Here is a 5,187-nt window from a genome sequence, read left to right on the forward strand (position 1 = left end):
CCCGATGCGCCCGCGCCGGCCGATGCCGGACCGGACGCGCCGTCGGTGACGTCGCCGCCGCCTCCGCCCGGGCCGGGTGGCACGATCGGGGCATGACGGAACTGGTCGGTCTCGCCGACGTACAGGCCGCGCGCGAGCTGCTCGCCGGCGTCACCCGCACCACGCCGCTGGAGCCGTCCCGTCCGCTCAGCGCCGCGCTCGGCGGGCCGGTCTGGCTCAAGTGCGAGAACGTGCAGCGCGCCGGCTCGTACAAGGTGCGGGGCGCGTACGTGCGGATCTCCCGGCTGTCCGCCGACGAGCGGGCCCGGGGCGTGGTGGCGGCCAGCGCCGGCAACCACGCCCAGGGGGTCGCGCTCGCCGCCGGCCTGGTCGGCACGCACGCCACGGTCTTCATGCCGGTGAACGCGCCGCTGCCGAAGGTCGCCGCGACCAAGGGGTACGGCGCGCAGATCGAGCTGGTCGGCAACACCGTGGACGAGTCGCTGATCGCGGCGCAGACCTTCGCCGAGCGGACCGGTGCGGTGTTCATCCACCCGTTCGACCACCCGGACGTCATCGCCGGTCAGGGCACGGTGGCGCTGGAGATCCTCGAACAGTGCCCGGACGTGCGGACCATCGTGACCGGGGTCGGCGGCGGTGGGCTGGTGTCCGGCATGGCGGTGGCGGCCAAGGCGCTGCGTCCCGACGTACGCGTGATCGGGGTGCAGGCGGCGAGCGCCGCCGCGTTCCCGCCCTCGCTGCGGGCCGGCGAACCGGTCCGGCTGCCCTCGTTCGCGACGATCGCCGACGGGATCGCCGTCGGCCGGCCCGGCGAGTTGACGTTCACCCACGTCCGCAAGCTCGTCGACGACGTGGTGACCGTCTCCGAGGAGGACATCTCCCGCGCGCTGCTGATGCTGCTGGAGCGGGGCAAGCAGGTGGTGGAGCCGGCCGGCGCGGTCGGCGTGGCGGCGTTGCTGGCCGGCGCGGTGGAGGTGACCGCGCCGGTGGTCGCGGTCCTGTCCGGCGGCAACATCGATCCGCTGCTGATGCTCCGGGTGATCGAGCACGGCCTGGCCGCGGCCGGCCGATTCCTGCGGATCACCGTGCGGTGCGTGGACCGGCCCGGTCAGCTCGCCTCACTGCTCGGCGAGATCGCCGAGCACCGCGCCAACGTGGTGGACGTGGTGCACCAGCGGGCCAACCCGCACCTGCGGCTGGGCGAGGTGGAGGTGGCCCTGTCCGTGGAGACCCGTGGGGTGGAGCACTCGGACACGCTGATCAGCGCGCTGCGGGCCAGCGGCTACCAGGTCGTCTTCGCCGGCGAGGGGTGAACCGCGAACGCCCCGGCCGGATGGTCCGGTCGGGGCGGTCGGGTGGGTGGCTCGGGGCCCGAGGAGCCTGTCAGCCTCGGTCGGGTCGGACCCGAGCCATCCGGCGCGGGTCCGGAGGGCGGTCAGCCCGAGTAGGGCTCGAACGACACCACTGTCACCTTGATGTCGGCGCCGCTGGGAGCGGTGTAGGTGCAGGTCTGGCCCGCCTTGCCGCCGAGGATCGCCTTGCCGAGCGCGGACTCGGGGCTGTAGACGGTGAGGTCGGTGGTGGAGGCGATCTCCCGGGAGCCGAGCAGGAACGTCTCGGTGTCGTCGGCGTCGTCGTCGAAGTAGATGGTGACGACCATGCCGGGCGAGACCACGTCGGCGGCCGGGGCCTCACCGACCTTGGCGGTGCGCAGCAGCTCCTTGAGGTAGAGGATGCGCCCCTCGGCCTTGCCCTGCTCCTCGCGGGCGGCGTGGTAGCCACCGTTCTCCCGCAGGTCGCCCTCCTCGCGCCGGGCGTTGATCTCGGCGGCGATGACCGGCCGGTTGGCGATCATCTCGTCGAGCTCGGCCTGCAGGCGGTCGTAAGCGTCCTGGGACAGCCAGGTGGCGGGCGCCTCGTTTCCGTTGGTGGACACAGGCGATCTCCTCGGTTGGTGCGGACTGGCTGACAGGTGAACTACCAAGTTACCAGTGCCGTGCCCGTCGAGGTGTGGTCGATCACCCCGGGTGCCGGTCGCGGGACCCCGGGGTACGCGTGTTCCGGCAGCTCGCCGGTGGTCCGGCTCAGCCCGCCGGTCGGCAGCGCAGCACCTCGCCGATGAACGGCCGGGCGCTGGTGGGCACCTCCTGTCGGGCCCGGACGTGCCGTTGGCCGGACCCGGCGGTCACGGTGGCCTCGACGTGGCCCACCTCGGCGCCGTCGTGCGAGCGGGCCCGCAGCAGACAGGTGGCCGAGCCGCCGGGCGGCACGGTGACCCGGAAGTCGACCACCACGCGGGAGTCGGTGATCCCGGTGTAGCTGATCATCTCGCCCTGGTACTCGGGGTCGCCGTACTGGGTGTAGAGCTTCGCGGCGGCCAGCCCGAGGACGCCCAGCAGGACGGCCACCGTCAGGGCGAGCAGGACCGGCCGGCGGCGACCCGGCTCCCGGCGTCGGCCGTACCGGCCGGGCGGGAAGACCGGCGTGCCCGGTGTGACTGTGGCGTGCGTCTCGCTCACCGGCGGGTATCTCCTGGCGTTGTTGTCGGCGGCATCGGCAAGAATGGCTAGGTCCATCTTCCCAGCCCGGCGCTGAGTCAAGGATGGCAGGTCGGCCTCGACGGGCCGGGGTGGTTCCGGCCACTCCGGGCACCGGTCGGCGATCCGCCAGCACGGGGGCTTTCGCGGGCGCGGGGGGAGATTCCGGCAGGTCAGCCGGTCGGCCCTGGGCGGGTCGTCCGGCCGGCACAGACGAGGAGCGCCGAAGGTGGCAGAACAGCTGCGTCTCATGGCGGTGCACGCCCATCCCGACGACGAGTCGAGCAAGGGCGCCGCCACCATGGCGAAATACGTCGCCGAGGGGGTGGATGTCCTGGTCGTCACCTGCACCGGTGGCGAGCGGGGCAGCGTGCTGAACCCGAAGATGGACCGCCCCGACGTGTGGGCCAACATCGGCGACATCCGGCGCGCGGAGATGGACGCCGCCCGCGCCGTGCTCGGCGTCGAGCAGGCCTGGCTCGGCTTCGTCGATTCCGGTCTGCCCGAGGGCGACCCGCTGCCGCCGCTGCCCGAGGGCTGCTTCGCCCTCCAGGAGGTGGAGGTCGCCGCCGCGCCGCTGGTGCGGCTGATGCGCCAGTTCCGTCCGCACGTGGTCACCACGTACGACGAGGAGGGCGGCTACCCGCACCCGGACCACATCATGACCCACAAGGTCACCGTGGCCGCGTTCGAGGCGGCCGGCGACCCGGATCGCCACCCGGAGCTGGGCGAGCCGTGGCAGCCGCTGAAGCTCTACTACGACGTGGGCTTCTCCCGGGCCAAGATCATGGGCCTGCACGAGGCGATGCTCGCCGCCGGCCTGGAGTCGCCCTACGGCGAGTGGATGAAGCGCTGGGAGGAGCGCCCCGACAAGGGGGAGCGCATCACCACCCGGGTCGACTGCGCCGCCTACTTCCCGGTCCGCGACGACGCGCTGCGCGCCCACGCCACCCAGATCGACCCGGACGGGTTCTGGTTCCAGGTGCCGATGGACCTTCAGCAGCGCGCCTGGCCGACGGAGGACTTCCAGCTCGCCCGCTCGCTGGTGGACAGCCCGCTCCCCGAGTCCGACCTCTTCGCCGGGGTGCGCGAGACGTGCCGTGCCCACTGACATGGGCGCGGGCTACCCTGGTGGTCAGCCGCACATCGGAGGAACACCATGCTGACCACCGCCCAGGTGCTCGCGGAGAACAACTTCGGTGACACCCGCACGGGTGGTCTGGCCGGCCCGATGGGCCTCTTCCTCATCGTCGCGCTGGCCACCGTCACCGTTCTGCTCATCCGCAACATGAACGCCCGCCTGCGCCGCCTGCCCGACCGCTTCCCGCAGCAGGGCGATCCGGGCCGGGTCGAGTCGGCAGTCGTCGATCCGACAGACGGGCCCGTCGGGCAGGATTCACCGACGAGTGCCCCCAACGGCTCCCAGCAGCACCGAAACAGCTGAACACCGCATGAATCACGCCCGAGCCGGTGGTCGCCCCCTGTTGCGGCCACCGGCTTTGGCTTAGCCTTCCGCCGGGGGGACCGTCAGGCCCCGGACCCTGCGCGGAAGGGGGGCGCCGATGTCGAGGGCAGCAACAGGCCCCGACCGTGTCCCGGTCGCACGCGCCGACGGGGCGGGTCCGTGACCTCCGCACCGGCCGACCGGCCCCCGGATCGGCTCGGACTGCGGGGCACCCCGGTGAGCGTCGTGCTGCTGACCGCCGCGGTCGCGGTCACCGCGCTGCTGGCCGCGGTGCTCGGCCTCGCCGTACCGGCACACCTGCCGGTGGACGACCCCCTGCCCGGGCCGGCCCGGTTCGGCCTCGCCACCGTGGCGTTCGCCGTGGCCCAGCTCGCCCGGCTGCGTTTCCGCGCCGCGTCGGGCATGGTCAGCATCACCTGGGGCGAGGCCGCGCTCCTCGTCTGCCTCTGGCTGGTCCCCGCCGGCTGGCTCCCGGCCGCCGCGCTGCTCGGTGCCGGAGCCGCCTGGACCGGCATGTCCCTGGTCGCGGACCGCCGGCCGGTGCTGGAGCTGGTGCGCATCGCCGCCTCGCTCACCGCCGCCACGGCGCTGTCCGCGGCGGTCGCGAGCGCCCTCGGCCGGCCGCTGCTCGCCGCGCCCACCCCCGAACTGGCCCTCGCGCTGAGCGCGGGCGCGGTCACCTATCTGCTCACCACCGCCTGGCTGGGTGCCGCCACGCTCGCCCTCCGGCACGGCATCCCGATCGGGCCGCCGCTGCTCGCGGCGCTCCGGGGCAAGCTGCTCATGTTCGTCGGCAACGTCGCGGTCGGCCTGGTGGTGGTCGCGATGCTCGAACTCGACCCGCGCTGGCTGCTGCTCCTGCCGCCGCCGCTGTGGTTGTTGCAGCAGACCTACCGGCACCGGCTCCGGGCCGACCAGGAGCGCCGGACGTGGCGGGCGTTCGCCGAGGCCACCGCCGCGCTCAACCAGCTCGACGAACGTGGCGTGGCGACCGCCGCCGTGACCGGCGCCCTCACCCTGTTCGGGGCCGAGCTGGTCGAGGTCGACGTGGCCCGCGGCGACGGCCGCTGGCGGCGCTACCGGGCCGACCTCGGCGGGCAGGTGCGGGACCGGGAGGTCGAGCCCTCGGCGGACGCCGGCTCCGGCGAGCACGAGCTGGTCCGGCGGCTCGCCGTCGGCCCCGCC

The 5,187-nt window shown here is 73.8% G+C and carries 5 protein-coding genes and 1 pseudogene; 4 read left to right on the plus strand and 2 right to left on the minus strand.

Annotated features, from left to right (window positions below):
* The first annotated feature begins 92 nt into the window (after positions 1–92).
* On the plus strand, positions 93–1,313 hold the full coding sequence (gene ilvA, locus HUW36_RS24920) for a threonine ammonia-lyase (protein ID WP_174530393.1): 1,221 nt from the start codon (positions 93–95) through the stop codon (positions 1,311–1,313).
* Between the two features lie 122 nt (positions 1,314–1,435).
* Here the strand turns inward: ilvA and greA are convergent, their stop codons facing one another.
* Positions 1,436–1,936: a transcription elongation factor GreA gene (gene greA / locus HUW36_RS24925; RefSeq protein WP_091581857.1), complete on the minus strand. Its 501-nt coding sequence runs from the start codon at positions 1,934–1,936 to the stop codon at positions 1,436–1,438.
* Positions 1,937–2,084: 148 nt separating this feature from the next.
* Positions 2,085–2,519, minus strand: coding sequence for a DUF4307 domain-containing protein (locus HUW36_RS24930; RefSeq protein ID WP_174530394.1), 435 nt, complete (start codon positions 2,517–2,519; stop codon positions 2,085–2,087).
* Between the two features lie 247 nt (positions 2,520–2,766).
* Between HUW36_RS24930 and mca the strand changes: the two genes are divergently transcribed.
* The 3 genes and pseudogenes from mca to HUW36_RS24945 form a co-directional block, all read left to right on the plus strand.
* The gene (gene mca / locus HUW36_RS24935; RefSeq protein WP_174530395.1) at positions 2,767–3,648 is read left to right on the plus strand and encodes a mycothiol conjugate amidase Mca; all 882 of its coding nucleotides are present in this window, start codon (positions 2,767–2,769) and stop codon (positions 3,646–3,648) included.
* Between the two features lie 48 nt (positions 3,649–3,696).
* Positions 3,697–3,981: a hypothetical protein gene (locus HUW36_RS24940; RefSeq protein ID WP_174530396.1), complete on the plus strand. Its 285-nt coding sequence runs from the start codon at positions 3,697–3,699 to the stop codon at positions 3,979–3,981.
* Between the two features lie 222 nt (positions 3,982–4,203).
* Positions 4,204–5,187: pseudogene (locus HUW36_RS24945) on the plus strand (GGDEF-domain containing protein); the annotation flags it as partial.

It is taken from the genome of Micromonospora maritima, from assembly GCF_902825405.1.
In the GTDB taxonomy this organism is placed as follows: domain Bacteria; phylum Actinomycetota; class Actinomycetes; order Mycobacteriales; family Micromonosporaceae; genus Micromonospora; species Micromonospora maritima.

Coding starts and splice junctions, on each gene's coding strand:
- ilvA (WP_174530393.1), top strand. CDS start 93: ATGACGGAACTGGTCGGTCTCGCCGACGTACAGGCCGCGCGCGAGCTG.
- HUW36_RS24940 (WP_174530396.1), top strand. CDS start 3,697: ATGCTGACCACCGCCCAGGTGCTCGCGGAGAACAACTTCGGTGACACC.